We start from the raw sequence: 24,292 nt of genomic DNA on the forward strand, positions 1-24,292 counted from the left end.
CGTTCGTCCTCAAGGATGAAAACCCCGCAGGAGGCGCGCGCGGCCGGTCGACGACGCCTTACGGTCGTCGACATGGACACCATCCCCGACGACCTGCGCACCTGGGTGCCGCGCCTCGCGGCCCCCGTCGCCGCCGCGGTCTTCGTGCTGCTGTGGACGATCGCCGAGGCCGGCCGGGGCGAGATCGTCGAGAACGTCGTCCTGTTCGGGCTCTTCGGCCTGGCCGTCGGCCTCGCGGTCTGGATGCCGTGGACGTCGATCGGCCTGATGGTGACGATCCCGGCCCTGCAGCTCGCCGGCTGGGTGCAGCCCCCGACGGACACCACCTGGCCCACGTACCTCGCCCTCGCGTTCGTGTCGTTCTTCGCGGCGTTCGCCCGCTCGGTCGCCGTGCGGCTGGTCGCCCTCGCCGCCGCCGGCCTCGCGTCGGGACTCGCCGCGATCGCGATGGCCGTGCCCACCCTCGCGCGACCGTACGTGTGGTCGTCGTGGGTCGGCGGCGGCCAGGGCACGAAGACCGACGTGATCACCCTGGCGGCCTCGCTCTTCGGTGCCGCGGCCGCGGCCTGGGCGGTCGGCATCTTCCTCTCGAGCGTGCTGCGGGTCCGCCGCATCGGGCAGGTGCTCGAGCGCACCGAGACGCGCTTCCACGAGACGGACTTCGAGCTGCGCCTCGCCCACGACCGTGCCCGGATCTCCCGTGACGTGCACGACGCCCTCGCCCACTCGCTGGCGGTGATCGTGTCGCAGGCGCAGGGCGCCCTCGCCTTGTCGGCGACCCGTCCCGAGGTCGTCGAGCAGGCGCTGCGCACGATCGCCGACGTCGGCCGCACCTCGTTGGTCGACGTGCGGCACCTGGTCGAGCGCATCCAGCAGGACGCCGACGACGTGACGCCCCGCGAGACCCTCGCCGACCTCGACCGACTCGCGACGACGATGCGCGACGTGGGCATGACCGTCACCCTGCGGCACCTCGGCGACGCCTCCGAACTGTTGCCCTCGCAAGAACTCGCGGTCTTCCGCATCGTGCAGGAGAGCCTGACCAACGCCCTCAAGCACTCCGGCTCGTCGAGCACGGTCGACGTCGCCCTCGACTGGCGGGGGCCCGGCCTCGCCCTGCTGGTGACGTCGTCGGGCGACGACCCGCTCGTCGCCGCCCGCCGCGGCACCGGCCGGGGCACCGGCATCGCCAGCATGACCGAACGGGCCCGGCTCGCCGGTGGCTGGCTGACGGCCGAGCTCGGCAACGACGGCGTCTTCGTCGTCACCGCCTTCCTGCCGACTCCCGAACCGATCGGACTCCTGCAGTCCTGGACGGAGCAACCCGCATGACCGACGTGACGACCGCGACGACGCGCACCGCGCCTCCCGCCCTCGTGAGGGTGGTCGTCGTCGACGACCAGCCGCTGTTCGCCTCCGGGCTGCAGATGCTGATCGAGGCGCAAGCCGACCTGGTCTGCGTGGGCACGGCCGTCGACGGGGCGGCCGGGGTCGCCCTGGTCGAGCGTGAGCGGCCCGACGTCGTGCTGATGGACCTGCGCATGCCCGTGATGAACGGTCTCGAGGCCACCACGCGCATCGTGGCGGCGGCCGGCACCGACCCCGACTCGGCCCCGCGCGTCGTCGCCCTGACCACGATCCAGCGCGACGAGGCCGTGTTCAGCGCGTTGAAGGCCGGGGCCTACGCGTTCCTCACGAAGGACGCCACGCCCGACGAGGTGCTGACGACGATCCGCGCGGCGGCGGCCGGCGAGCCCGTCCCGACCACGGCCGCCGCTCTCGACGTCGTGCACGCGTTCGCCGTGCCGACCCCGTCGCCGAAGCGGCGGACCGAACCGCTCGAGGTGCTCTCGCCCCGCGAGCGCGAGATCTTCCTGCTCGTGGCACGGGGCCTGAGCAACGCCGAGATCGCCGAGAGCGCGTGGCTGAGCGAGGCGACGGTCAAGAGCCACGTGCGCGCCGTGCTGCAGAAGCTCGGCATGCGCAACCGCGTGCAGATCGTCGTCTTCGCCTACGAGAACGACCTGGTGGGCCCGGCCCGCGACGACGAGGGGGCCACGCGATGACCGACGAGAAGAACGTCCCGACCCGCGACGTCCCGCCCGGCGGCGTCTCGCCTCGACAGCGACGCGCGAAGCGGGTGACGCTCGCAGCCGTGGTCGCGGTGGTCGCCGGCGTCGTCGCCTACGGCATCCCGGCCAATGCGGCCTACGCCCTGCCCGACCTCCCCGAGAAGGACGTCGACGCGTGGACGATGCCGCTCGACCGGTACGTGCCGGTCGGCGAGACCTCGTCGTCCTACGCCCTCCTGCTCGTCGCGCAGCAGTGCATGGTCTCGGCCGGTCACGACGACTTCGTGGTGCCGTGGCGGGACGTGGCGGCGGGCGACCGGGCGGGCGAGCTGTCGATGAACGGCTCGCTGCGCCTCCGGGCCTTCGACCTGGCGACGGCCGAGACCCGCGGCTACCACGCCCTGTCGGTCATCGACGCGGGGGCGGCCGCCTGGTCCGAGTTCTCGTCGCAACCCTGGACGGACGAGAGGTCCGCCCGGTTCGACACCTGCGTGCAGCGCGCCCGCGGGACGGTGCCGTCACTGGACGACTACTCGAACCGCACCCAGTCGCTCGTCCGCCTGAACAACGCCGCGTTCGAGGGGGCCCGTGACGACCCCACGGTGACGGCGACCTGGGACGACTGGCGCGGGTGCATGCAGGACGCCCGGGTGGGCGACGTGGCCTCCGACCCGTCGGGCATGCCGACCCTCGAGATGGCCGACCGGTTCGAGACGCTCGACTCGAGCACGTCGCCGACCGACGACGAGATCGAGATCGCGACGGCCGACGCCCGGTGCCGTGAGTCCTCCGGCTACCGCGACGCCCTCTACGAGGCCGAGTGGCAGCGACAACTCACCGTGCCGCACGACGACGGCGAGCTGCTCTCCGGGATCGACACGGCGGCCCTGGCCGCGGACAACGCGGAGATCCGGCGGGTGCTGGCCGAGCTCACCCCACCGCAGCCACCGTCCTGACCCGCCCCCTCCTCGAGGGACTGGGAAACCGGTCGGCCAGTATCTAAACTGGGTCCACAGAGGACACGTCGGGGGACGGGGGAACATCCGACGGCCTGATCAGCGGGGGCAACGAGCTGGTCAGGCCTTCGTGCCCGGGGGCCACGACCGTCGGCAGCACGAACGCCCACATGTCGCGCAGCCGGTCGAAGAGGTCGGCGCGGGCGGTCAGGGCCTGCGACACGATGTGCACGCCGGCGTACGACCCGACGACGAAGCGGGCGACGCTCTCGACGTCGGTGTCGGCCCGGAAGTCGCCCTCGGCGACCGCGCGCTCGACGAGCCCCGAGATCTGGGCCTGCCAGTCGAGGTACGGGTGCTCGACCCGGAGGTCGCGGCTCGGCGACTGGGTGGTCAGACGGATGCCCGCCGTCACGAGCACCTCGGTGGTGAGCTGCGTGGCGAGCGACGCGCACGAGAGCATGAGCGCCTCGGCACCGCTGCCCGCGGTCTCGGACACCCGGTCGGCGTAGGCGCGCGAGAGCGCGTGCTGCTCGGCGATGACCGCGTTCGCGAGGTCGGCCTTCGAGCGGAAGTGGAAGTAGAGCGCACCCTTGGTCACGGTGGCGGTCTCGGCGACGAGGTCGAGCGAGGCCTCGCTGTAGCCGTGCTCGTCGAAGACGACGGCGGCCCCTCGGATGATGGCGGCGCGGGTCGCCTGGGCACGTTTCTGCTGGGGCATCGGGTGGGTCTCTCCTGCGGGTCGAGACGGTGCCCCTGCGAGGCACCGCACGGCCGCCCCCCGCCGGCCGCTGCACACGTTACCGGGGCGACCTGCGCCCTCCGACCGTCGCCGGGGTACGCGTGGCGAAGCGTTTCGGGGTACGACCGACCGGTCCGCCTGCGGCTCGTCGGGGCCCGCAGATCACCACGTGCCGCTCACGATCTCAGGCGAGTGCCATGCAGATGAAGAAGCCCGTCACCGCCTGAGGGACGACCCGGGAGGCGCGGTGTCGGTCTCGGGGACGGGCACCGGCTCGGGCGGGGCGACCCGCGCCTCCTCGGGGTCGCCGTCCGCGGCGCGGGCTCTCGGCACCCGGCTGGCGTAGAGCACGCCGCCGACCACCGCGACGCCGGCGACGAGCTCGACCAGGTCGGGCACCTCGCCGAACGCCAGCCACGAGGCCAGCACGCCGACCACGGGCACGAGCATCGAGAACGGTGCGACGGTGGCCGAGGGGTAGACCGAGAGCAGGCGCGTCCAGATGCCGTAGCCCACGACCGAGGCGATCAGCACGAGGTAGAGCAGGCAGAGCACCGACGGCAGCGCCTCGAGCGTGAAGACCGTGCCGAGGCTCTCACCGATGCGCTCGGGGCCCTCGACGACGAACGACAGGGCGAGCATCGGCACCGGCGCGACGATCGACATCCACAGCGTCAGGTGCATCGGGTTGGGCGGCGCGGCCCGTCGGACGGCCACGTTGCCGATCGCCCAGCCGAGCGCGCCGCACAGCGTCAGCACGACGGGGAGCAACGCGGCGACCTGCGACCGGTGCCCCGCGATGACGACGAGCCCCACCACCGCGATGCCGATGCCGATCGCCTGTCGGCGGGTGATGCGCTCTCGCAGCCAGAAGCCGGCGATCACGACCGTGAACGGCGCCGACGCCTGCAGGACGAGTGAGGCGAGACCCGAGGGCATGCCCGCCGCGATGCCGAGGTAGAGGAACGCGAACTGCAGCATGCCGAGCGTCGCCCCCACGAGCAGGAGGCGCGACCACGGGATCGCCGGACGCGGCACCAGCAGCACGGTCGGCACCGCGAGCAACGTGAAGCGCAGCGCCACGAGCAGGAACGGCGGGAAGTGCTCGAGGGCGATCGCGGTCACGGGGAAGTTGATGCCCCAGCAGACGGCGACGACGAGGGCGAGGAGGCGGTCACGGACGGTCACGTCTCCATCGTGGCGTGCCCGACCGTTCAGGACCAGCGCAGATCCCCGCGTGCACTTTGTAGGCTGCCTTCATGGACCTGTCCCATCTCGACCTGCTGCGGGAACTCGCCGACCGCGGCAGCGTCACCGCCGTCGCGACCGCCACGCACCGCTCGCCCAGCGCCGTGTCGCAGCAGCTGAAGACGGTGCAGCGTCAGCTCGGGGTCGAGCTCGTCCGTCGCGTCGGCCGGGGCGTCGTGCTCACGGAGGAGGGCCGGGCGCTGGCCCGGGCGTCGGTCGGGGTCGCGACCGCGGTCGCCGAGGCCGAGGCGGCGTTCGACGCCGTCCGCGGAGGCACAGGTGGCGTCGTGCGGGTGTCCGTGTTCGCCTCGGCGGCCGAGCTCCTGCTGCCCGGAGTGCTGCACCGCATGCGGTCGCACCCGGGCATCGAGCTCGACGTGGCCGACCGCGACGTCTCCGAGGACGAGTTCGCCCCGCTGACGGCGGACTTCGACGTGGTGCTCGCCCACCGGTCGGACGGCGTGCTGCCGCCGGGCCGAGGCTCGACGACCGTCGTGTCGCTGCTGCGCGAACCGCTCGAGGTCGCCCTCCCCCTCGGCCACCGACTGGCCGACCGCAGTCGGGTGGCCGTCGACGACGTCATCCGCGAGCCGTGGATCGGCGTGCCCGAGGGCTACCCGATCGACCGCGTGCTGGTGTCGATGGCCCTGCAGTCGGGCGTCGCACCCGAGGTCGTCCACCGCACGGTGCACCTGCCTCTGATCGAGAACCTCGTGGCGGGCGGCCACGGGGTCGCCCTCGTCCCGCGTCACACGTCGGCCTCGCGGGCGCCCGGTCGGTTCCACCTCGCGACGCTCGAGAACGTCCGCGCCGGGCGCCACCTCGAGGCGCTGATGCGACCCGACCGGGCGGCCCGGCCGGCCGTCCGCACCGTCGTCGACGAGATCCGGGCCGAAGCCGCGTCGATCTGACGAACCGATGGACGAGGCGCGCGAAGTCTCCTCGCCGTCTTGTGACACGGACCTCTCGGGCGTACAATTTCCTGTACTCAGGAGGAACGATGAAGACACTCACCTATTCCGAGTCGCGGGCGAACTACGCAGCGACGCTCGACGCGGTCATCGACGATCGCGAAGAGGTCGTCATCACCCGCGCCGGGCACGATCCCGTCGTGCTCGTCGCGCTTGACGACTACGAGTCGTTGAAAGAGGCGGCCTACCTCTTGCGCAGCCCGGCCAACGCGCGGCGCCTGCTCGGCGCGATCGAGCGTCTGAGCGAGGGCGGCGGGAGCGAGCGAGAACTGCACGGATGAGGATCGTCTTCGACGACGACGCCTGGGACGACCACGTGTACTGGCAGACGCAAGACCGGAAGGTGCTGAAGCGCATCAACACCCTGATCCGCGACATCGAACGCAACGGGAACGAAGGCATCGGCAAGCCCGAGGCCTTGAAGCACGGCTTCCACGGATTCTGGTCTCGCCGCATCACCGACGAGCACAGGTTGGTCTACAAGGTGACCGAGACGGACGTCCTGATCGCGCAGTGCCGCTACCAGTACTCGAGCTGAACTCGGGTCGTCAGCGGACGCCCTTCGACGCGAGGAAGACCACGGGGTCGGTCGGGACGCCGCCCTGCCGCACCTCGAGGTGCAGGTGGCAGCCGGTCGAGCCGCCCGAGGTGCCGACGCCGGCGATGTTCTGGCCGGCCGCGACCTGCTGGCCGACCGAGACGTAGATGCCGTTGCGTTCCATGTGGGCGTAGGCGCTGCTGACCCCGCCGCCGTGGTCCACGACGATCAGGTTGCCGTAGCCGCTCGACGGCCCGGCGTAGCTGACGCGACCGGCCGAGACCGAGTAGATCGGCGTGCCGCAGGAGGCCCCGAAGTCGGCTCCGGCGTGCAGCTTGTACTCGCCCGTGATCGGGTGGATGCGGTAGCCGTAGGCCTGGTACGAGCCGAACGCGCGGATGGCGGCGACCCACCCGGTGCCCGGGTCGGGCACGGTGACGCCCGGGCCGGGACCGCCCGTGCCCGGCGCGACGGGGCCCGTGCCACCACCCGCGGCGGGGGCGGGACGCGCAGCGGCGGCGGCGGCCGCAGCCGCGGCCGCCTGTGCCTGCGCGTAGGCCTGCTCGAGCGTCATGCGGTCGTCCTCGAGCAGGGCGACCTGGGCGGCGAGGGTGGCCTTCTCGTCGTCGACGGCCGCGAGGTCGGCCTCGGCCGTCACGCTGGCCGCGGCCGCCTCGTCGAGTGCGGTCTGCGCGTCGGCCGCGAGCCGGTCGCGTTCGGCGAGCGCCACGGCGGCCTGGTCGGCCAGCGAGGTCGCGAGGTTGTCGGCGGCCTGGGCCCGCTCGCGGAGGCGACCGACGTTCTCGCCCAGCTTGCTCGACAGGCTCAGCCCCTTGAGCACCTCTTGGGCGCCGTCGCCGGCCGCGAGCAGGTCGCCCACCATGCCCCCGCTGCCGGGGCGGGCCAGCAGGGCGGCGGCCTGGCCGACGACCCGTCGTGAGGAGTCGGCGGTCTCGCGGGCCTCGGCCCGGCGCGTCTCGAGCCGCTCGTGCCGTGCGGTCGCCTCGTCGACGGCGGCCTGGGCCTCGCCCAGCACGCGTCCGGCCTCGTCCGCCGAGGTGCGGGCGGCCTCGGCACGGGCCGAGGCCGCGTCGAGCGCCGTCTGCAGGTCGGTGAGCGCCTTCTTCTTGGCGGATTCGTCGTCGCGGGCGGCGAGGACGGCCTGCCAGGTCGGGGCGGCGGCGATCGCTCGGTCGGGGACGAGGAGCGTGGCGAGCACGGCCAGCACGAGGGCGACGGTGGTCGCCGACGTCCGGCGGCGGAGGGGGCTCGAGAGGGGAACGGGGCGGACGGAGTGGGACATGGCTCTCTGTCTGTCTGGTGCACGCGTCGCGTGCGGTGGTGCAGGGGCGTCCGCGCTCGGGCCTCGCGGAGCACCCACACTACCGAGGCGCTCCGGGACGGAAGCGGCGCGCTCGCCCCGCACCGCGCCTCCTCGGGGCGGTCGCCGGGCTGGGGACGAGACGTCGACGCGGCGCCGTCAGCGATGCCGACGCCTCGGCGACGCGGCGCCGACCCGGCGCCCGCGAGGTACGGTCGTGTCCCCCTTTCGGCCCCTGTGCGTCGGCCGGCATCCGTGGTCGACTGTCCCTTCCACCACCGTCGGGGCAGCTCCCCGAGTGCGCCGAGAGAGGCGCAGATGGCATCGTCCCGACCGGCCCGCACCACCCTCGGCCTGATCGCCGCGGCCGCCGTCGTCCTGCTGACCGCGTGCTCGTCGGGCGACGCCACCCGTCCGACGCCGACGGGCGCACCGGCCACGCCGACGCCGACCCCGACGTCGCAGGCGACCCGGGTGACGCCCGAGACGATCCGCACGGCTCCGTCCGGCACGGTGTTCCACGGGGGCATCGCGCTCGAGCCGAACTCGCTGGCGATCCGGGCCGAGGCCACGCTGAGCGCCGACGGCGAGACGGACGCCGCGCGGGCCGCGGCCCTCATCGCGGAGCGCCCCGTGGCGATGTGGATCGGCGACGGCTACGACGACGCCCAGCTCGTGAAGGTGATCACCGACTACCTGGCCGCCGCCGAGGGCCAGGGGGCGACGCCCGTGTTCGTCACCTACGCGATCCCCGACCGGGACTGCGGCAACTACTCGGCCGGCGGCTTGTCCGTCGAGCGCTACCCCGCCTGGAACGCGACCATCGCGGCCACCCTCGCCGGGCACCGGGCCGTCGTCATCGTCGAACCCGACTCGCTCGGCATCCTGAGCCGGTGTCCGCAGCTGGCCGACACGCGCCTCCCCCTGCTGAAGCAGGCCGTCGCCGACTTCGCGGCGGCCGGCGTGCCCGCCTACCTCGACGGCGGCAACTCGCACTGGGTGCCGCCCGAGGTGATGGCCGAGCGGCTCGAGGCGGCGGGCGTCGCCCAGGCCCGCGGCTTCTTCACCAACGTCGCGGGCTTCTACCCCGTGGGCGACGAGCAGCCCTACGCCGAGGAGGTCGCGGCGATGACGGGCGGCAGCCGCTACGTGATCGACGTGTCCCGCAACGGCCGCGGCTGGAAGGGGACGTGGTGCAACCCCGAGGACGTCGGCCTCGGCCAGGACCCCCGCGTGGTGTCCGACGACGGCCGCCTCGACGCCCTGCTCTGGGTCAAGACGCCCGGCATCAGCGACGGCACCTGCAACGACGGCCCCCCGGCCGGTGAGTGGTACCCGTCGTACGCCGAGATGCTCGTCGACCGCCGCCCCGAGTGGGCCCGCAGCTGACGCACGGTCGGCCGGCCCGCCCCGGGACCGCTCAGCCGAGGCGGGCGCGCAGCAGCTCGAGGAACTCGTCCGCCATCGCGAGCTGACGCTCGAGCTTCGCGCGACGCTCGACGGTCTCGTCGATGAACGCCGCCAAGGAGGCGCGGGTCGCCTGACCGCGCCCGTCGCCGTCGTCCGCCCCGCCGTCGAGTGCGTCGACGACCCGCAGCAGTTCGGCCATCTCGTCGAGGCTGAACCCGAGCGGCTTCATGCGTCGGATCACCATGAGCCGCAGGTAGTCGTCGTGCGTGTAGAGCCGGAATCCGCCCTCGCTGCGGCCCGACGGCGTCAGCAGACCGACCTCGTCGTAGTGGCGGATCGTGCGCAGCGACATCTCGGTGCGCTCGGCCAGCTCGCCGATCTGCATCGTGGCGGTCTCGTCGGGCATGGGATCTCGTTTCATCTCTACCCTCACGTAAGGGTAGGGTTGCATCGTACGGCAGTGTCGCCGACTCCCCATTCTTCCGCACACCCCAGGAGTCCTCCGTGACCACTGCCCACGACTCCGACCGCGCGCGCCCTGAACCCGCCGCGCGGTCGGTCCTCCCCGTCCGCCCCGCCGACACGGTGCTGTCCGTGTTGCGCGACCCGCGCCTCCTGACCCGCGAGGCCCTGGCCGGCGTCGTCACGACGCTCGCCCTCGTGCCCGAGGTCATCTCGTTCTCGGTGATCGCCGGGGTCGACCCGATGGTCAGCCTCGTCGCGTCGATCGTGCTGGCGCTCGTCATGTCGGTGCTCGGCGGCCGCCCGGCGATGGTCACCGCCGCCGCCGGGTCGGTCGCCCTCGTGATCGCGCCGCTGGTGCGCGAGCACGGCACCGACTACGTGCTGCCGACGGTCGTCCTGGCCGGGCTCGTGCAGCTCGCGTTCGGGCTCGCCGGTCTCGCCCGGCTGATGCGGTTCATCCCCCGCTCGGTCATGATCGGCTTCGTCAACGCGCTGGGAGTGCTGATCTTCGTGGCGCAGGTGCCGCACATCATCGACCAGCCGTGGGTCGTCTACCCGCTGTTCGCCCTGACCATCGCGATCGTCGTGCTGCTGCCGAAGGTGACGAAGGCCGTACCCGCGCCGCTCGTCGCCATCGTCGTCGTGACGGTCATCGCCGTGGCCGCCCGCCTCGACGTGCACACCGTCGGCGACGAGGGCCCGATGGGTGGCGGCCTGCCCGGCCTGACCCCGTGGCTCGCCCCGTTCACCCTCGAGACGTTGCAGATCATCTGGCCGACCGCCCTCAGCGTCGCCTTCGTCGGCCTGATGGAGACCCTGCTGACCGCGAAGCTCGTCGACGACCTCACCGAGACCCCGTCGCACAAGGGCAAGGAGTCCTGGGCGCTGGGCGTCGCGAACATCGCGGCGGGTTTCTACGGCGGCATCGCCGGCTGCGCCATGATCGGCCAGACGGTCGTCAACGTGAAGATCGGGCGGGCCCGCACGCGGGTGTCGACCATCGCGGCGGGGCTCTTCCTGCTGTTGCTGGTGACCGGGCTGAGCGCGGTGATGTCGACGATCCCGATGGTGGCGCTGGCCGCGGTCATGATGATCGTCGCGATCACCACCGTCGACTGGCACTCGCTGAAGCCGTCGACCCTCCGCCGCATGCCCGTGCCCGAGACACTGGTCATGGTGGTCACGGTCGCCGTGGTCGTCGCGACGAACAACCTCGCCCTCGGCGTCGCGGTCGGCGTGCTCCTCGCGATGGTGCTGTTCGCGCGCCGCGTGGCCCACGTGATCACGGTCGAGCGGCACGTGACGTCGGCCCCCGCGGGCGCCACCGTCACCTCCGACACCGGCACCTTGGGCACCGCCAGCGACACGGTCGGGGTCACCCCGAGCGCAGGAGGCGCGGGTGCCGTCGTCGACGGACCCCCGGCCCCCGAGACGGTGCGGTACGACGTCGTCGGCCCGCTGTTCTTCGGCAGCAGCAACGACCTCGTCGAGCACTTCTCCTACGGAGACGACCCTGCGACGGTCACCGTCGACCTGTCCCGCGCCCAGGTGTGGGACGCGTCGAGCGTCGCCGCCCTCGACTCGGTCGACGAGAAGTTCCGCGCACACGGCGTGACGGCGACGTTCGTCGGGCTGGACGATCGCAGCGAGGCGTTCCACGGCCGTCTCACCGGCCGCCTCGGGTAGCGGGTCCGCAGCACGCGCACGGGCACGCGGCACCGCGGCTGGCGGCTCGCGGCTGGCGGCACGGCAGCACGGCAGCACGGCAGCACGGCAGCACGGCAGCAGGCTGCCCGGGGGCCGGGCGGACGGCGGAGACCCGGAGGCGCGGGTCGTCAGATCAGGACGTCAGAGCGGCAGACGCAGCCGAGCCCGAGGGACGGCTCAGCCGTCGATGCGGACGAAGTGGTGCGCCTGGTTCCAGATCGGGCGGACGTCGACGAAGCCGCCGGGCTTCGGGGCGTCGAGGATCATGCCGTTGCCGGCGTAGATGCCGTCGTGGGCCAGGTTGTCGAACACGACGAGGTCGCCGGGGACCGCCTCGGACTCGGGGATGGTCCGGCCCTCGGTGTTCTGCGTCGGCACGTAGTGGGTCAACTCGATGCCGAACTGCGCGTAGACGAACGTGATGAGGCCCGAGCAGTCGAACTTCGAGGGGTCTTCACCGCCGTGCACGTACGGCGTGCCGATGTACTGCAGCGCGACCGCGAGCACCTGGTCGCGGTCGAGTTCGGGGTAGAGCGGGTTCGCGAGGTAGTCGGCCGTGGTCGGCCCCTCGTAGGTCGTGTTCGCCGCGGCCTTGCGGTTCTGCAGGTTCTGCGTCACGACGTCGACCATCGACGTGGCCGAGTAGGCGTCGCGGGCGGTCTCGTCGGACTCGTCGGACAGCGAGGCGGTGTCGACCGACAGCGTCTGCGACCCGAGCGACGACCGCGCCGTCGCACCCGCGGCGACGGCCTGGGCCTCGTCGCCGGTGGTCGCGAGCAGGGGGAGGACGCCGCTGGCGGCGAAACCGACGATCGCGGTGACGATGGAGAGCTTCTTGACGGCGGTGCCGACGCTGCGCGCCGCACCGGGGCGGCCGGCGGCCGCACGGGTCGGCGACGCGGGACGTGCGGCCACGACCGCGGCACGGCGAGCGCGGCGCGACGGACGGGCAGGTGCCGGGTGGCCGGTGGGCGAGGAGGCGCGGGCCGCGTCCTCGGGACGAGCGGCGGCGCTGGCGGTGACGGCGGACTCTTCGAGACCGAGCAAGGGGCCGGCCTGAACCGGCGCGTCGGCGCGTCGGGGTCGGACGCGCGGGGCGACCGAGGCCTCGGCGGCACCGACGAGGGCGGGGCACTCGACGAAGGACTCACGGTGCGAGGTGGGGAGGACGTCCCGTCGGGCACGGCGTTCGCGACGCTCGAGGGCGAGGCGGGCCGAACGCTCTCCGAGCGGTCGCACACCGGTCGAGCCAGCCTGATCCGCAGGACGCTGACCAGCACTTTCGACGTGACCAGCCGTCGCGCCACCCTGATCCGGAGAGGTCGGGGAGGCGGGCTTGGTCACGCGTGCGGTCCTCTCGTCTGGGGGTGGTGCGAACACTCGACCCTAGCGCGCATCATCCTCGAGGTGTAGTTCTTGTCGGAAAAAGATCACGAACAGGTCACGAGACCAGGCGGTGATCACTCGTCGGATGACGGCGGCTCACCCGGCCCGGACGACGAGCCCGGGTCGCCTCGGCGCCGCTTGAGCTCGCGTCGCAGGGCCCGCCGTTCGCGCCAGCTCGGGGGTGGTGGCGGCACGGCGGCGGCCTCGGCGGCCCGGCGCGCCTGCCGCCTCTCGTGCCAGAGCAGGACCTCGCCGTCGACGTCCCGCGTGGGCGTCACGACCGGGGGTCCGCCGGACAGCTGGCGCCTGGCCTCGACGATGCGCGCGTTGAAGTCCTCGAGGTGCGACCGCACGGCGGCCTCGGAACGCAGCCGGTCGAGCTCGGCGTGCAGACCCGTGCTCTCGGCGCGCAGCGACAGGGCCGGAGGGGCGAGCCCGGTGAGCCCCTCGCGCTCGATCAGACCGCGGAGCCACCAGTCGGGGTCGACCGTGCCGCCGGCCAGGCCGGGCAGCGGCTTGCCGGCGAGCGGCAGGTCGTCGAACTCGCCACGGGCGATCGCCTGGTCGATGGCGGTGCGGGCCCAGGCCCGCATCTCGGCGGCCGTGCGGGTGTCGCGGGGCGCGTCGTCGCTCGGCACGTCGCCGTCGACCCGGTAGCGGGCCGCGTCGACGCGGTGGTCGCGACCCTGCGGTCGTCGTTCGGGTTCTCGGTCCATGCGCCGCGCCTCCTGCGCTCGTCGTGGGGCGGCGGACGGTGCCCGGCCGTCGCTCCTGCTCGTTCGTGCTCTGCGGGTTCGTGGCGTCGAGGGTACGCCGCACCACCGACGGTGGCCGGGCCTACCCTGGAAGCCCGCCCGCCGCTCGAGGAGGCCCGATGCGCGACGCCGCCCCATCCGCCCCCCGCACGATCTCGGCGGCGTACGTCCTGTGGATCGTCGTGGTCGTCCTGGGTGTCGTCGGCGCCGTCCTGCTGATGCTTTTCGGCGGGCCGGCGCGGGTGTCGACGTCCGGTGGGGCCCTGGCGAACCCGCGCGGGGCCGACATCGCCGGCGGGGTGTTCGCGATCGTGGTCGCCCTGGTGCAGCTCGCGGTCGTGCGGTCGATGCGCGACGGGCGCCGCTGGGCGCGCACCGTGCTGCTCGTGCTGACCATCCTGCAGGTGCTGGGCGGTGTGAGCGGGGCGAGCGGCGGCGGGGTGCTCGAGTGGGCGTCCGTCATCTGCGCGCTGATCGCCAGCTTGCTGATGCTGGTGCCGTCGTCGACGGCGTTCTTCGAGCGGCACACCCGCTAGGCGTTCGTCCTGCGCGCACGCTGGCGGCGCCCGCGGTGCGGGACACCCCGAGGAGGCGCGGATCGCGAGGCCGGGAGGCGCCGATCGCGAGGTCAGGAGGCGCGGGTCGCCGGGCCAAGGGGCCTGGGTCGCCAGGTCAGGAGGCGCGAGTCGCCACGTCGGGAGGCGCGGGGTGTCAGAGCGAGCGGCCGCGACCACGGGCGCGCAGCACGTCGACGACGACCGCGCCGACGACGGCCCCCGCACCGAGCAGGGCGAGCACGGTGCTCGACCGGACGAAGTCCGAGCGGCGACCGCGGGGCAGGCGCCCGGCGGCGAGGTCGTGGAGCAACTGGCCGGACGCCGCGAGGCAGGCCGACTCGGCCTCGGCGTCGTGCAGGGACCAGTCGGGCACCGAGACGTCGCCGATCACGCTGACGTCACCGTCGTCGGCGTCGAACCAGACGTCCACGGGTGCACGCCGAGGGCCCGTGACCGTCAGGACGCGCGTCTGCCAGCCGACGCGGCGCAGGGTCGTGCCCGGCACCTCGTCGCCGACCCACGAGTGGACGACCCGCAGGCGCCCGCTCTCCTCGGCGGCGGCCAGGTCGAGCGCCCGTCGCAGCCGATCGACGAACGGCGGACGCTCGGGTTCGGGCAACGAGATGGTCGGCAGGCCTCGGTACATGCCGACAGTGTGCCCCGCCCGCCTGGACGCCGCCGCACCCGTCGGCCCGTCGCACGACGCCAGGATGTGGGCACGACGCCATGACTAGTTCTGGCGCCATGTCCATCTCCTGGCGCCGTGTCCATCTCCTGGCGGCGAGCGCAGGAGGCGCGGGTCGCCCGGCACCCGCCCCTTGCGGACCGGCGTGGGCACGACCTACCGTGGCGGGGTACCCCGTCGCGAGAGCAGGCACCGGTGCGGCCGACACACCGGCCGGTCGACCGCCCTCGCGGACACGGGGGCCCACCGCACAGAAGGCAGAGCGTTGCGTCTCATCACCGGTACTGCGCCCCTCGCGCAGCAGTCGCCCTCGCACTGACGCCACACCCGCCCGCCCCGTGAACCGGGCGCCGCCTCGCTCGAGGCGCCGCGCCTCCTGCCGGGTCGCTCCCCCGCCGCAGCAGACCTCCGTCGCCGGCGAGGGACGGGTGGTCGTCGTGCTCCGACACCATCCACCGGGAGCCCTCGTGCCCACCATCACCGCACCCTCCATCGTCCTGTCCGACCTCTCGTTCTCCTGGCCCGACGGCTCGGGGGTCATCGACCACCTGTCGACCGCGTTCGGCCGTGGCCGCACCGGCCTCGTCGGCGCGAACGGCGCGGGCAAGTCCACGCTCGTCCGGCTCGTCACCGGCGACCTCGTCCCCACCGGCGGACGTCTCACGACCACCGGCGAGGTCGACCTGCTGCCGCAACGGCTGCGGTCCCGCGCCGACGACACCGTGGCCGACCTGCTGGGGGTCGGCCCGCGCCTCCTCGCCTTGCGGACGATCCTCGCCGGGGACGCGACCGAACGGCAGTTCGAGCTGCTCGCCGACGACTGGGACGTCGAGTCGCGCGCCGCCGCGGCCCTCGCCGACGTCGGGCTGGGCCACCTCGACGGCGGTGGCCGCACCAGCACCGGGACCAGCAGCACAGGCACCGGCACCGTCCTCGACCGCCCGGTGTCGACGCTGTCCGGAGGGCAGGCCGTGCTCGTCGCCATCGCCGGCGTGCGCTTGCGGGGTCGGCCGATCGCAGTGTTCGACGAGCCCTCGAACGACCTCGACCGACGATCGCGCGGCCTGCTGCTCGACGTGGTCGACCGCTGGCGGGGGACGCTCGTCGTCGTCAGTCACGACCGCGAGCTGCTCGAGCACGTCGACGAGATCGCCGAGCTGCGCGACGGCTCGATGACCGTGTTCGGCGGGACCTGGTCGGCCTACGAGCACCAGCTCGCGGTGCTGCAGGCCGCGGCCGAGCGCGACGTCCGGGCCGCCGAGCAGGTGTTCAAGGCCGAGCGGAGGCAGCGCATCGAGGCCGAGACGACCATCGCGCGGCGGGCCAAGGCGGGAGCCAAGGCCGGCGAGTCGATGCCGAAGATCATGGCGAACCAGCTGCGCGGCCAGGCCGAGGCGACGGCGGGCGCGCTGCGCAAGGCGCACGCGTCGTCCGAGCAGGAGGCGCGGGTCGCGGTCGACACCGCCGAACGACGTCTGCGTCGTGACGACACGATCGTGGTCGACCTGCCGGACCCGGCGGTCCCGGCGTCCCGGCGCCTCGCCGAGCTGACGGTGCGGGGACGCACCGTGGTCGTCCAGGGGGTGGAGCGCATCGCCGTCGTCGGCGACAACGGGGCGGGCAAGACGACGCTGCTCGAGCAGCTCGTCGGTGCGCCGGACGCGCGGCCGCATCCGCTGCCCGACACGCACGCCGTGGCGCTCACCGGTCGGGTCGCCCACCTCGGGCAGAAGAAGGACTCGCTCGACGACGGACTCACGGTGCTCGAGAACGTCCGGAGGGCTGCACCGGACGTTCCTCCGCGCGAGGTGCGTAACCGTCTCGCGCGGTTCCTCATCCGGGGAGACATCGTGGACCGGCTCGGCGGGACGCTCTCGGGCGGTGAACGGTTCCGGGTCGCGCTGGCCGGGCTGCTGCTCGCCGACCCGCCGCCCGAACTGCTGGTGCTCGACGAGCCGACGAACGACCTCGACATGGCGAGCACCGACCACCTGCTCCAGGCGTTGCGCGGCTACCGCGGGGCGCTCGTGATCGTCAGCCACGACGAGGCCTTCCTCGAGCGGCTCGGGCTCGACGCCCGGGTCGAGGTCCGCTGAGGCGGCGGCGCCGCCGCCGGGCCGGGCGCCCGCCAGCCCGCCAGCCCGCCACGAACTAAACACCCCGCCACGAGAAAAAGTGGCGGCATGTTTACTTCGTGGCGGCGAGGGCAGGGAGGTGTGGCGCAGCCCGCCGCACGGCGCCAGGAAGTGGTCACGACGCCATGACTAGTCCTGGCGCTGTGTCCATCTCCTGGCGAGGAACGCAGGAGGCGCGGCGCGGGCCGGACGGGCGAACGCAGGAGGCGCAGGTCGGGCCGCCGACGGAGCCCGCCAGTCCGCCGTAGCCGCCAGCCCGCCACGAACTAAACACCCCGCCACGAGAAAAAGTGGCGGCATGTTTACTTCGTGGCGGCGAGAGCAGGAGGCGCGGCGCGGGCCGGACGGGCGAACACAGGAGGCGCGGGTCGGGCCGCCGACGGAGCCCGCCCCCGTCACACGCTTGGCACGGAGGCCCGCAGGCAGTTGACTGTGTCCACCCGCCCGGCCCGCACCGCCGGCACCCCCACAGCACACCCGTTCCCGGAGGTCCCGCCTCATGTCCGTCCACCCCTCGCGCTCCGCCGCACCCGCGCACCCCGCCGCGTCCGCACGCCCCGCCGCACCCGCGCACCCCGCCGCGTCCGCTCGCTCCTCAGCAGCCGCAGCACCCGCGGCACCCGCACCCCGCCCGAGCACCCGCCTCGGCAGCACCCGCCTCGGGGCCGCCCGCGCCGGGAGCCGCTCGTCGTCCCGACTCCGCCGCCCGCGCCTCCTCGGGGTCGCCGGCGGCCTCGCCGGTCTCGCGCTGCTGGCCGGCTGTGCCAGCGCCCCGTCCGACACGGCCGCCTCGGGCAGCGCCGGCGCGGGCGAGAACTGCGCCCGCATGGTGACGAACTCCGGCGGGCTCGACGACCGCTCGTTCAACCAGTCGAGCTGGGCCGGCCTGCAGAAGGCCGAGAAGGAGGACGGCATCCAGGCCCGCGTGCTCGTCTCGACGACCGAGAACGACCTGGCCCCGAACGTCGCGCAGGCCGTCGACTCGGGCTGCGGCTTCGTGCTGACGGTCGGCTACGAGCTCGCCCCCGCCACCGAGGAGCAGGCGGCGGCCAACCCCGACATCGACTTCGCCATCGTCGACGAGACCGTCGACGCCCCCAACGTCAAGCCGATCCTGTTCGACACGGCGCAGGCCTCGTACCTCGCCGGCTACCTCGCGGCGGGCGTGAGCAAGACGGGCAAGGTCGCGACCTTCGGCGGCGGCAACCAGCCCCCGGTCACCCTGTTCATGGACGGCTTCGCGGACGGCGTCGACGCCTACAACGCCGCGCACGGCACGAGCGTGCAGCTGCTCGGCTGGTCGAAGGAGGCGCAGGACGGCTCGTTCACCGGCGACTTCGAGGACGTCAACAAGGGCAAGCAGCTCGCCCAGGCGCTGATCGACCAGGGTGCCGACGTGATCATGCCGGTGGCTGGGCAGGTCGGCGAGGGGGCGGCGTCGGCCGCGCTCGCCACGGGCGGCGTCGACGTGATCTGGGTCGACAACGACGGCTACGACACGCTGCCCGCCGAGTACCGGCCGATCGTGCTGACCAGCGTCATCAAGGACACCGAGAAGGCCGTCCAGCAGATCGCCGTCTCGTCGACCGACGACTCGTTCACCAACGAGCCCTACGTCGGCACGCTCGACAACGGCGGCGTCGGCCTCGCGCCGTTCCACGACCTGGCGTCGTCGGTCAGCCCCGAGCTGTCGGACGAGCTCGACGCCCTGCGCGACCAGATCGCCAGCGGAGCCGTGACGGTCACCTCGCCCAGCCAGCCGTAGGCCGGTCCCGGGCCCGGGCTCGGGCCCGGTCCCGGGCTCGGGCCCGGTCCCGGGCTCGGGCCCGGGCCCGGGCTCGGGCCCGGGCTCGGGCCCGGCAGCGACCCCTGCCGCCCCGCCGAGTGGGCAGAAGATGCTCGTCAGCGCGAGCCGAGCAGCACCTTCTGCCCACTCGCGGGCCAGGACGAGGAGGCGCGGGTCAGGAAGCGCCGGAGGTCGCCGCCCGGGCGGCAGCGGCCCGCACGGCGGCGACGACGCGGTCGGTCGTCATGCCGCGCTCCCGCAGCGCGTCGGCCGCGGGGGCCGACAGGCCGAACTCGTCGATGCCGACGACCACGCCGTCGGGGCCGGCGACGCCCTCCCAGCCGAAGCTCGCGGCCGCCTCGACCACGACCCGGGCCGTCACCGCGCGGGGCAGCACCTGCTCGCGGTACTCGGCGGGCTCGGCGTCGAACCACTCGCGGCAGGGCATCGACACGACGCGCACGGCGAGGTCGTCGATCCGCGCGACGGCCTCGAGCACGAGGGCGACCTCGCTGCCCGTGGCGACGACGACCACGTCGGGCGCGCCGGCATCGGTCGTGCCGGTGCCCGCAGCCGCAGCACTACCGTCCTGCACCACGTAGGCCCCGCGGCGCACACCCGCACGCACCACGTCGGCGGGCGTCGCCGCGACCGGCAGCGGCTGTCGGGCCAGGACCAGACCGGCCGGGCCGTCCTTCTCGAGGATCGCCAGCCAGGCGGCGGCGGTCTCGGCACCGTCGGCCGGGCGCACGACCGAGAACCCGGGCATCGCGCGCAGGCTCGCCAGGTGCTCGATCGGCTGGTGGGTCGGCCCGTCGGCGCCGAGGGCGACCGAGTCGTGCGACCAGAGGTAGGTGACCGGCAGCTGCATGAGCGCCGCCAGCCGGATCGCCGGGCGCTGGTAGTCGCTGAACACGAGGAACGTGCCGGCGAAGAACCGCGAGCCCTCGATCAGCGCGATGCCGTTCATGGCCGAGGCCATCGCCCCCTCGCGCACGCCCCAGTGGACGTTGCGACCGGCGCGGCCGGTGCCGGGGGCTTCCTCGGGGAGGTACGACGCGCCTCCTGCGATCGCCGTGCGGTTGGGCTCGGCGAGGTCGGCCGAACCACCCCACAGCTCGGGCAGCGCCTCGGCGAGCGCCTGGATGACCGTGCCCGACGCGTCGCGGGTGGCGAGCGTGTCGCCGGGGGAGAAGACGGGGAGGCGCGACCCGAGGTCCGCGGGCAGGGTGCGCGACCGCGAGCGGTGCAGCTCGGCGGCGGCCGCGGGGTGGGCGGCCTCCCAGGCGTCGGCGGCGACCTGCCAGGCCTCGCGGGCGGCCCGGCCCCGCTCGAGCACGGACCGGGTGTGGGCGAGTACGGCGTCGTCCACGGTGAAGGGCTCGGAGTCGACGCCGAGCTCGACCCGGGTCGCGGCGACCTCGTCGGCACCGAGCGGGGCGCCGTGCGAGGCCGAGGTGTTGCGGGCGTTCGGCGCGGGCCAGGCGATCTGCGACTTGAGCACCACGAGGTGCGGGCGGTCGCCCCGGCGGTCGGTCGTCGAGAGCACCTCGTCGAGGGCCTCGACGTCGACGTCGCCGTCCGGGGCGAGTCCGACGTGGTCGACGCGCCAGCCCTGCGCGGCGAACCGGGCGCCGACGTTCTCGCTCGAGGTGAGGCTCGTGTCGCCCTCGATCTGGATGTCGTTGTCGTCGTAGACCACCGTCAGGTTGCCGAGGCGGTGACGTCCGGCGAGCGCACCGGCCTCGTACGAGAGGCCCTCCTGCAGGTCGCCGTCGGACGCGAGCACGAAGACGCGGCGGTCGAAGACGGACTCGCCGGGGGCGGCGTCGGGGTCGTTGACGGCACGCTCGTGCAGCATCGCCATCGCCATGCCGACGGCCGTGGCGAGTCCCTGCCCGAGCGGCCCGGTCGTGGTCTCGACGCCGGGGGTGTGACCGAGCTCGGGGTGGCCGGGGGTGCGCGACCCGAACGACCGGAACGCCTTGAGGTCGTCGAGCGACACGTCGTAGCCGGTGAGGAACAGCTGCGTGTAGAGCAGGACGCTCGCGTGCCCGCAGCTCAGCACGAACCGGTCGCGGCCGGCCCAGTCGGGCGCCTGCGGGTCGTGCCGCAGGTGCTTCTGGAAGAGGAGGTGCGCGACGGGGGCCAGCGCGGCCGCCGTCCCCGGGTGGCCGGACCCGGCACGCTCGACGGCGTCGAGGGCGAGCAGGCGGGCGGTGGTGACGGCGGCGGCGTCGAGGTCGTGGATCACGTGGGGGGCTCCGGTTCGAGGAGGGGCGGGCTGGGTCTCCGACGACCGTAGCGTCGGTCATCAGGACGTCATGATGAATCAAGACGACTGTCGACTTGCACCGGTGGTCGGCGAGACGTACCCTCGTCGAAGTCATCATGACGACTTGACGACCTGACGACTCGACGACCTGACGTCGTCGGGCGGGCACCACCCACTTCAGCAACGGCGCGGAGGCACCACATGAGCACCACGAGCGGCACGAGCAAGTACGTGGCCGTGCGCGAGCACCTGCTGTCCCGCATCCAGAAGCTCGAACCCGGGTCGCAGCTGCCCGCCGAGCCCGTCCTCTGCGACGAGTACGGCGTCAGCCGCATCACGCTGCGGCACGCGGTCGACGGCCTCATCGCGGACGGCCACCTGGTGCGCGAGCACGGCCGGGGCACCTTCGTCACCGAGCCGCAGTACCGCCTGCACTACCGCGAGCGCTTCGCCGACGAGGTCAAGGGCTTCCACGCGCAGCAGACGGGCGAGGGCTTCGCGGTCAGCACCCGCGTGCTCGACCAGAAGGTCGTCCGGGCCGGCGAGACGGTGGCGAGCCACCTCGACATCAACTCGGCCGACGAGGTCGTCGAGCTGACCCGCCTGCGCTTCGTCAACGGCTCGCTGCACCACCTCGTCGTGACCTGGTTGCCGCACGCGCTCTTCCCTGAGACGGCGACCGTCGACTTCACCGACGGCTCGCTCTACGGGCACCTCGACCGCGAGCACGGCGTCACGCTCGCCCGACAGGACCTGCTCGTCTCGCTCGACGGGGCCAGCACCCTCCACGCCGACGAACTCGACGTCCCCCTCGGGACGACCCTGCTGAAGATCGCGTCGACCGTGTTCGACGGCGACGAGCGGGCCGTCGCGTACGGGACCAGCCACTTCACCCCGCAGAACAGCGAGATCTTCTTCGGCCTGCACGGCTGACCGACCGGGCGCGCCTCGCCCGCCGAGCCGCGCCTCCTGAACCCCCTCCCCACCACCGCAACCGACGCCCGTCCCGACGCCGACGTCACCGACCCCCACCAGGAACGACAGTGCTGACCGACCTCCTCACCCCCGAGACCATCCTCTTCGCCGACCGCGTCGACGGCTGGCGCGACGCCGTCGAACGCGTCGCTCAGCCCCTGCTCGACAACGGCGCCATCAGCAGCCACTACGTCGCGGCCATGACCGACTCGATCGCCGCGGGCGGCACCTACATCGACCTGGGCTTCGGCATCGCCCTCGCGCACAGCCGGCCCGAGAACGGCGTCGAGCGCACCGGGCTCTCGAGCCTGCGCGTCGGCGAGACGGTGCTGTTGAACGACGACGCGGCGCACCCGATCGACCTCTTCTTCTGCCTCGCCGCGACCGACCCCCAGAGCCACCTCGACACGATGATGGCCCTCGCCACCCTGCTCTCCGACGAGACGCTCCGCGCCGAGCTGCTCGCCTCCTCCACCCCCGCCGACACCCTGGCGGTCCTCACCAAGATCGGACAGAACGCATGAAATTCTTCGCCGTCTGCAGCTCGGGCCTCGGTTCGAGCTTCATGGTCCACATGAACATCGAGAAGGTCCTCAAAGAGCAGGGCATCACCGGGGTCGACGTCGACCACGCCGACCTCGGCTCGGTCGGCCCGGGTGCCGCCGACGTGATCTTCGTCGGCGCCGACCTGGCCGACTCCGTCGGCGGCCTCGGCGACGTCGTGGTGCTCGACAGCATCATCGACCTGGCCGAGCTGCGCACCAAGGTGCGCGAGACCGCCGTGCGCAAGGGCGTGACCGTGCCCGACGCCGGGGCCAACTGATGGAGGGCGTGCTCTCCGTCCTGTTGGACGTCTTCCGCCAGCCCGCGATCATCGTCGCGCTGATCTCGCTCGTCGGGCTGCTGCTGCAGCGCAAGGCGTTCAGCGACGTGCTCAAGGGCACCGTGCGCACCCTCGTCGGGTTCCTCGTGCTGGCCGCCGGAGCCGGCGTGGTCGTCGCCTCGCTCGACCCGTTCGGCGCCATGTTCCAAGAGGCCTTCGACGTCCAGGGCGTCGTGCCGAACAACGAGGCCATCGTCGGCCAGGTGCTGCTCGACTACGGCTCGGCCGCCGCGCTGATCTTCTTCTTCGGGTTCATCGTCAACGTGCTGCTGGCCGCGACGACGCACTTCAAGTACATCTACCTCTCGGGCCACGTCGCCTTCTACATGGCGGCGATGATCGCCGTGATCCTCGGCGTCGCCGGGTTCCCGGTCTGGGGCGTCGTGCTCTGGGGTGCGCTGCTGCAGGGTCTCGTCACGACGCTGTCGCCGGCGATCGTGCAGCCCTTCATGCGCAAGGTCACCGGCTCGAACGACGTCGCCCTCGGCCACACCGGCGGTGCCGGCGTCGCCCTGAGCGGCCTGGTCGCGACGCTGACCCGCGGCAAGGGCACCCGGTCGAAGTCCACGGAAGACATCACGTTCCCGAAGGGGCTCGGGTTCCTGCGCGACACCACGGTGATCGTGGCCCTGTCGATGGCCGTGATCTACGTGATCGTCGCCCTGTTCGCCGGGTCGGCCTTCGTCGAGACCGAGCTGAGCGACGGCCAGAACTACATCGTCTACGTCGTCATGCAGGCCGCGACCTTCTCGGCGGGCGTCTTCGTGATCCTCGCCGGCGTGCGCGTCGTGCTGGCCGAGATCGTGCCCGCGTTCAAGGGCATCAGCGAGCGCCTGGTCAAGAACGCGATCCCCGCACTCGACGTCCCGATCACCTTCACGTTCGCCCCGAACGCCGTGCTGATCGGGTTCCTCGCGAGCTTCGTCGGCGGCATCGTCGGCATGTCGGTGATGATCTTCGCCGGCACCGCCATCGTGATCCCCGGCGTCGTCGCGCACTTCATGACCGGAGCCGCCTCGGGCGTCATCGGCAACGCCGCGGGCGGTCGACGCGGTGCCGTGCTCGGTGCCTTCGCCAACGGTCTCGCGATCACGTTCCTGCCGCTGTTCCTGCTGCCGGTGCTCGGCGACATCGGACTGTCGAACTCGACGTTCTCCGACTCGGACTACGGCGTCGTCGGCATCCTGTTCGGCCAGATCAGCCTGGCCGGCGGTCAGATCGCCGTCATCGTCGCGATCCTCGCCTCGCTCGTGCTGGTCTACGCGTCGAGCCTGTTCGTGCGGGCCCGTGCCCGCCGGGCCGGTGGCCGCGACGGCGGTGCCGGCGACGGCTCCGCCGATGCTCCGACGGACGCCGACGGCACGCGCGTCGGCGAGACCGCCTCGGCCCGCTAGGCCGACCTCCCGCCAGGACGGGCGGGTCCGG

General features: G+C 73.1%; 23 protein-coding genes. 15 read left to right on the top strand and 8 right to left on the bottom strand.

Translation table 11 applies throughout. From position 1 onward, the window contains the following. The first annotated feature begins 72 nt into the window (after positions 1 to 72). Genes OVA02_RS01400 through OVA02_RS01410 form a run of 3 tightly spaced genes read left to right on the top strand, consistent with a single transcriptional unit; the run spans position 73 to position 3,028 of the window. A complete protein-coding gene (locus OVA02_RS01400) occupies positions 73 to 1,332 on the top strand; it encodes a sensor histidine kinase (protein WP_267659066.1) in 1,260 nt (419 codons plus the stop codon). After that, positions 1,329 to 2,066: a response regulator gene (locus OVA02_RS01405; protein WP_159826655.1), complete on the top strand. Its 738-nt coding sequence runs from the start codon at positions 1,329 to 1,331 to the stop codon at positions 2,064 to 2,066. Before OVA02_RS01400 ends, OVA02_RS01405 begins: the two co-directional genes overlap by 4 nt. Continuing rightward, positions 2,063 to 3,028 carry a hypothetical protein gene (locus tag OVA02_RS01410; protein ID WP_267659067.1) on the top strand — a complete coding sequence of 322 codons (966 nt, stop codon included), beginning with the start codon at positions 2,063 to 2,065 and terminating at the stop codon, positions 3,026 to 3,028. Before OVA02_RS01405 ends, OVA02_RS01410 begins: the two co-directional genes overlap by 4 nt. A 43-nt stretch (positions 3,029 to 3,071) precedes the next feature. On the opposite strand, the gene OVA02_RS01415 is transcribed toward OVA02_RS01410, so the two are convergent. Beyond that, on the bottom strand, positions 3,072 to 3,749 hold the full coding sequence (locus tag OVA02_RS01415) for a ScbR family autoregulator-binding transcription factor (RefSeq protein ID WP_158612885.1): 678 nt from the start codon (positions 3,747 to 3,749) through the stop codon (positions 3,072 to 3,074). A gap of 237 nt (positions 3,750 to 3,986) precedes the next feature. Beyond that, positions 3,987 to 4,958 carry an EamA family transporter gene (locus OVA02_RS01420; RefSeq protein WP_267659068.1) on the bottom strand — a complete coding sequence of 324 codons (972 nt, stop codon included), beginning with the start codon at positions 4,956 to 4,958 and terminating at the stop codon, positions 3,987 to 3,989. A 71-nt stretch (positions 4,959 to 5,029) separates the two neighbouring features. Between OVA02_RS01420 and OVA02_RS01425 the strand changes: the two genes are divergently transcribed. The 3 genes from OVA02_RS01425 (at position 5,030) to OVA02_RS01435 (ending at position 6,527) form a co-directional block, all read left to right on the top strand. After that, entirely contained in the window at positions 5,030 to 5,929 is a 900-nt protein-coding gene (locus OVA02_RS01425) for a LysR family transcriptional regulator (protein WP_267659069.1), read from the top strand. Between the two features lie 89 nt (positions 5,930 to 6,018). After that, positions 6,019 to 6,270 carry a type II toxin-antitoxin system Phd/YefM family antitoxin gene (locus OVA02_RS01430; protein WP_054145051.1) on the top strand — a complete coding sequence of 84 codons (252 nt, stop codon included), beginning with the start codon at positions 6,019 to 6,021 and terminating at the stop codon, positions 6,268 to 6,270. Next, positions 6,267 to 6,527, top strand: a complete 261-nt coding sequence (locus OVA02_RS01435; protein ID WP_267659070.1) for a Txe/YoeB family addiction module toxin — start codon at positions 6,267 to 6,269, stop codon at positions 6,525 to 6,527. Before OVA02_RS01430 ends, OVA02_RS01435 begins: the two co-directional genes overlap by 4 nt. Before the next feature lie 10 nt (positions 6,528 to 6,537). Here OVA02_RS01435 and OVA02_RS01440 read toward each other — a convergent pair whose 3' ends face one another. After that, positions 6,538 to 7,830: a M23 family metallopeptidase gene (locus tag OVA02_RS01440; protein ID WP_267659071.1), complete on the bottom strand. Its 1,293-nt coding sequence runs from the start codon at positions 7,828 to 7,830 to the stop codon at positions 6,538 to 6,540. A 336-nt stretch (positions 7,831 to 8,166) separates the two neighbouring features. Here OVA02_RS01440 and OVA02_RS01445 point away from each other — a divergent pair, with 336 nt between their 5' ends. After that, positions 8,167 to 9,237, top strand: a complete 1,071-nt coding sequence (locus OVA02_RS01445) for a glycoside hydrolase family 6 protein (protein WP_267659072.1) — start codon at positions 8,167 to 8,169, stop codon at positions 9,235 to 9,237. Between the two features lie 31 nt (positions 9,238 to 9,268). Here OVA02_RS01445 and OVA02_RS01450 read toward each other — a convergent pair whose 3' ends face one another. After that, positions 9,269 to 9,664 carry a MerR family transcriptional regulator gene (locus OVA02_RS01450; RefSeq protein ID WP_267659073.1) on the bottom strand — a complete coding sequence of 132 codons (396 nt, stop codon included), beginning with the start codon at positions 9,662 to 9,664 and terminating at the stop codon, positions 9,269 to 9,271. Between the two features lie 98 nt (positions 9,665 to 9,762). Here OVA02_RS01450 and OVA02_RS01455 point away from each other — a divergent pair, with 98 nt between their 5' ends. Continuing rightward, the gene (locus tag OVA02_RS01455; protein WP_420709621.1) at positions 9,763 to 11,409 is read left to right on the top strand and encodes a SulP family inorganic anion transporter; all 1,647 of its coding nucleotides are present in this window, start codon (positions 9,763 to 9,765) and stop codon (positions 11,407 to 11,409) included. 198 nt (positions 11,410 to 11,607) lie between these two features. On the opposite strand, the gene OVA02_RS01460 is transcribed toward OVA02_RS01455, so the two are convergent. Further along, a complete protein-coding gene (locus OVA02_RS01460) occupies positions 11,608 to 12,669 on the bottom strand; it encodes a C40 family peptidase (RefSeq protein ID WP_267659074.1) in 1,062 nt (353 codons plus the stop codon). Positions 12,670 to 12,890: 221 nt separating this feature from the next. Continuing rightward, a complete protein-coding gene (locus OVA02_RS01465; RefSeq protein WP_267659075.1) occupies positions 12,891 to 13,532 on the bottom strand; it encodes a DUF1992 domain-containing protein in 642 nt (213 codons plus the stop codon). A gap of 158 nt (positions 13,533 to 13,690) precedes the next feature. Here OVA02_RS01465 and OVA02_RS01470 point away from each other — a divergent pair, with 158 nt between their 5' ends. After that, the gene (locus tag OVA02_RS01470; protein WP_267659076.1) at positions 13,691 to 14,107 is read left to right on the top strand and encodes a hypothetical protein; all 417 of its coding nucleotides are present in this window, start codon (positions 13,691 to 13,693) and stop codon (positions 14,105 to 14,107) included. 175 nt (positions 14,108 to 14,282) lie between these two features. Here OVA02_RS01470 and OVA02_RS01475 read toward each other — a convergent pair whose 3' ends face one another. Then, on the bottom strand, positions 14,283 to 14,774 hold the full coding sequence (locus OVA02_RS01475; protein ID WP_192125249.1) for a hypothetical protein: 492 nt from the start codon (positions 14,772 to 14,774) through the stop codon (positions 14,283 to 14,285). A 506-nt stretch (positions 14,775 to 15,280) separates the two neighbouring features. Between OVA02_RS01475 and OVA02_RS01480 the strand changes: the two genes are divergently transcribed. Further along, complete coding sequence (locus OVA02_RS01480) at positions 15,281 to 16,909, top strand: ATP-binding cassette domain-containing protein (protein WP_267659077.1); 1,629 nt, start codon at positions 15,281 to 15,283, stop codon at positions 16,907 to 16,909. Positions 16,910 to 17,447: 538 nt separating this feature from the next. Next, entirely contained in the window at positions 17,448 to 18,713 is a 1,266-nt protein-coding gene (locus OVA02_RS01485; protein WP_267659078.1) for a BMP family lipoprotein, read from the top strand. A gap of 196 nt (positions 18,714 to 18,909) precedes the next feature. Here OVA02_RS01485 and OVA02_RS01490 read toward each other — a convergent pair whose 3' ends face one another. Beyond that, the gene (locus tag OVA02_RS01490) at positions 18,910 to 20,988 is read right to left on the bottom strand and encodes a transketolase family protein (RefSeq protein ID WP_267659079.1); all 2,079 of its coding nucleotides are present in this window, start codon (positions 20,986 to 20,988) and stop codon (positions 18,910 to 18,912) included. Between the two features lie 222 nt (positions 20,989 to 21,210). Here OVA02_RS01490 and OVA02_RS01495 point away from each other — a divergent pair, with 222 nt between their 5' ends. The 4 genes from OVA02_RS01495 (at position 21,211) to OVA02_RS01510 (ending at position 24,261) form a co-directional block, all read left to right on the top strand. After that, positions 21,211 to 21,942 carry a GntR family transcriptional regulator gene (locus tag OVA02_RS01495; RefSeq protein ID WP_056227873.1) on the top strand — a complete coding sequence of 244 codons (732 nt, stop codon included), beginning with the start codon at positions 21,211 to 21,213 and terminating at the stop codon, positions 21,940 to 21,942. A gap of 110 nt (positions 21,943 to 22,052) precedes the next feature. Then, positions 22,053 to 22,508 carry a PTS sugar transporter subunit IIA gene (locus OVA02_RS01500; RefSeq protein WP_158612887.1) on the top strand — a complete coding sequence of 152 codons (456 nt, stop codon included), beginning with the start codon at positions 22,053 to 22,055 and terminating at the stop codon, positions 22,506 to 22,508. After that, entirely contained in the window at positions 22,505 to 22,807 is a 303-nt protein-coding gene (locus tag OVA02_RS01505; protein WP_267659080.1) for a PTS sugar transporter subunit IIB, read from the top strand. The genes OVA02_RS01500 and OVA02_RS01505 overlap by 4 nt, the downstream gene beginning before the upstream one ends. After that, entirely contained in the window at positions 22,807 to 24,261 is a 1,455-nt protein-coding gene (locus OVA02_RS01510; protein WP_123571041.1) for a PTS ascorbate transporter subunit IIC, read from the top strand. The genes OVA02_RS01505 and OVA02_RS01510 overlap by 1 nt, the downstream gene beginning before the upstream one ends. The last annotated feature ends 31 nt before the right edge of the window (positions 24,262 to 24,292 follow it).

The organism is Frigoribacterium sp. SL97 (genome assembly GCF_026625765.1).
Taxonomy (GTDB): domain Bacteria; phylum Actinomycetota; class Actinomycetes; order Actinomycetales; family Microbacteriaceae; genus Frigoribacterium.